The organism is Pseudomonas sp. (assembly GCF_026224925.1).
Taxonomy (GTDB): domain Bacteria; phylum Pseudomonadota; class Gammaproteobacteria; order Pseudomonadales; family Pseudomonadaceae; genus Aquipseudomonas.
In genome coordinates, this window is the sequence record NZ_JAMFRV010000569.1 from 1 (window position 1) to 2,616 (window position 2,616).

Consider the following 2,616-nt stretch of genomic DNA (forward strand, 5'->3'; position numbering starts at 1 on the left):
ACCTCAGTGGTTCTGGAAGCCGGTGCTACGCACTGGCATCGAAATAAATTTCGGCGGAGGTGGCGAAAACCCGCAATGGTTTTGCTGGGTGCGCTGGACCTGCCGCCGGGATGGACTCGCTTGACGCTCGTTTGACACCGAGCTGACACTATTCCTAGCTTTCTTGAATCCTTATCCCGAATCGTAATAAACTCGCTTTATATGTCAAACTACTAAAAAATTCTTTTGATATGCCCTGAGGTTATTATGAATCTGCATCAATTCCGTTTTGTGCGTGAGGCCGTCCGTCAAAACTACAACCTGACAGAAGCCGCCAAAGCGCTGTACACCTCGCAGCCAGGCGTGTCCAAGGCGATCATCGAGCTTGAGGAAGAGTTGGGCGTGGAGATTTTTACGCGCCACGGTAAGCGGGTCAGATCACTGACGGAACCGGGTCGCATCATCCTGGTATCGGTAGAAAAGATTCTCCAGGAGGTCGAAAGCCTGAAGCGCATCGGTAAAGACTATGCCGCCCAGGATCAAGGCAACCTGACTATTGCCGCCACGCATACGCAGGCGCGCTACTCGCTGCCGGCGGCGGTCGCGGAGTTCAAGAAGCGTTTTCCGAAGGTGCGACTGTCGATTTTGCAAGGCAATCCGACCCAGGTGGCCGAGATGGTGCTCCATGACCAGGCCGACCTGGCGATCGCGACCGAGGCCATCTCCAGTTACAAGGATCTGGTCTCGCTGCCCTGCTTCCAGTGGCATCACGTGGCCGTCGTCCAGCCAGACCATCCGCTGTTGGAAAAGCGCAGTCTTACGCTCGAGGACTTAGCCCAATACCCGCTGATCACCTACGATCCAGCGTTTGCCGGCCGGGCCAAGATCAATCATGCGTTCGCCCTGCGCAACCTGACGCCCGACGTAGTACTCGAAGCGATCGACGCCGATGTGATCAAGACTTACGTGGAACTGGGCCTCGGAGTGGGATTGATGGCGGACATCGCGTACAACGCCGAACGCGACAAAAACCTCAGGGTGATTCCGGCTGGCCATCTGTTCGGCAGCAATCTGACGCGCCTCGCGCTCAAACAAGGTGCTTATCTGCGCAGTTATGTATACACGTTGGTCGAATTGCTCTCGCCCACGCTGAGCCGCAAGTTGATCGAACAAGCGCTGCGCGGCGAGCATGAAAACTACGAACTGTAAGCTTGCAGCCCTTGGGGAAAACGCTGTGCACAGGGGAATTGCGTCGGTTTATGATTGCTGCGCAATCAATTAATGTGCGGTCCCACCTCTCGTTAGAACAAGGAAGATCCATGCCCGTTTTGTCTTCTGCCGCGCGCTTCGCGGCTACCGTTATTAGCCTTACCGCGTTTGCCGCGTTTGCCGCGGCTCCTGCGCGCGCCGCGTCCGACACGCCGATCAAAGTCGGCATCGACCTGTCAAGCACCGGCCCCGCCGCCGCCATCGGCATCACCAGCAAGAACGCGATGTTGATGTGGCCGGCCACTCTGGGCGGACATCCGGCGCAGTACACCATCCTCGACGATGGCTCGGACCCGGGCGCGGCGGTGCGCAATGTGCGCCGGTTCGTGTCGGAGGACAAGGTCGACGTGGTGGTTGGACCTAACACCACGCCGTCGGCGCTTGCGGCGCTGGATGCGGTGGCTGAGACCGGCACGCCGATGATTACGCTGGTGGGCACCTCCAACGTGGTCGAGCCACAGCAGGGCAAGCGCATCTGGGCCTTCAAGATGGCACAGAACGACGCTGCCATGGCCGACGTGGTGACGCGGTATATGTCGAATCACAATGTGAAGACGATAGGGTTTATCGGGTTTTCCGACGGCTACGGTGAAAGCTGGTTGCAGCAAATGACGAAATTCGCCGAGCTACGCCACATACAGATTGTTGATGTCGAGCGCTACAACCGCACCGATGCCAGCGTGACCGGTCAGGTGCTTAAGGTCATGGCCACCAAGCCCGATGCGATCCTGATTGCGGGCGCGGGGACACCGGCCGTGCTGCCGCAGCGCACACTGATAGAACGCGGGTACAAAGGTCCGATCTACCAAACGCATGGCATCGCCACACCGGAGTTCATCCGCTTAGGCGGCAAGGACGTCGAAGGCACCCTGTTCCCGACGCAACCGGTCGTGGTGGCACGCGATCTGCCCGCTGATAATCCGATCAAGAAAACCGCGCTCGATTTTGTGACCCGCTATGAAGCGCGTTATGGCGCGGGTAGCGTGACTCAGTTTGCCGGGGATGCTGCGGGCGTGTATCCGTTGTTGAACGATGCGGTGACTCGGGCGTTGAAGACGGCTCAGCCCGGAACTCCGGAGTTTCGTGCGGCTTTGCGCGACTCGCTTGAGCAGACACATGAATTGGTGGTGCCCAACGGTATTGTTAGTACCAGCAAGGCCGACCATGTTGGACTCGACCAGCGGGCCAGCGTAATGGGGATCATCAAGGGTGGCCAGTTTCATTATTTGAGCCAGTGATCGCGGGATGAGCGGTGTTTGAATAGGCTAGTTGGAGTAAACAGTCACGCACCGCTTGTCTGAGCGAGAGTTTTCGGACATAATTTCGGTCTTGCCCGGGGGTTACCACTCGGACACGCCAAGCGGGTTC

The 2,616-nt window shown here is 58.1% G+C and carries 2 protein-coding genes; both read left to right on the forward strand.

The annotated features are described in order from the left end of the window. The first annotated feature begins 246 nt into the window (after window positions 1–246). Entirely contained in the window at window positions 247–1,188 is a 942-nt protein-coding gene (locus tag M0974_RS23855; protein ID WP_297842745.1) for a CysB family HTH-type transcriptional regulator, read from the forward strand. A gap of 110 nt (window positions 1,189–1,298) precedes the next feature. Beyond that, window positions 1,299–2,486: an ABC transporter substrate-binding protein gene (locus tag M0974_RS23860; RefSeq protein ID WP_297842747.1), complete on the forward strand. Its 1,188-nt coding sequence runs from the start codon at window positions 1,299–1,301 to the stop codon at window positions 2,484–2,486. Window positions 2,487–2,616 lie beyond the last annotated feature (130 nt).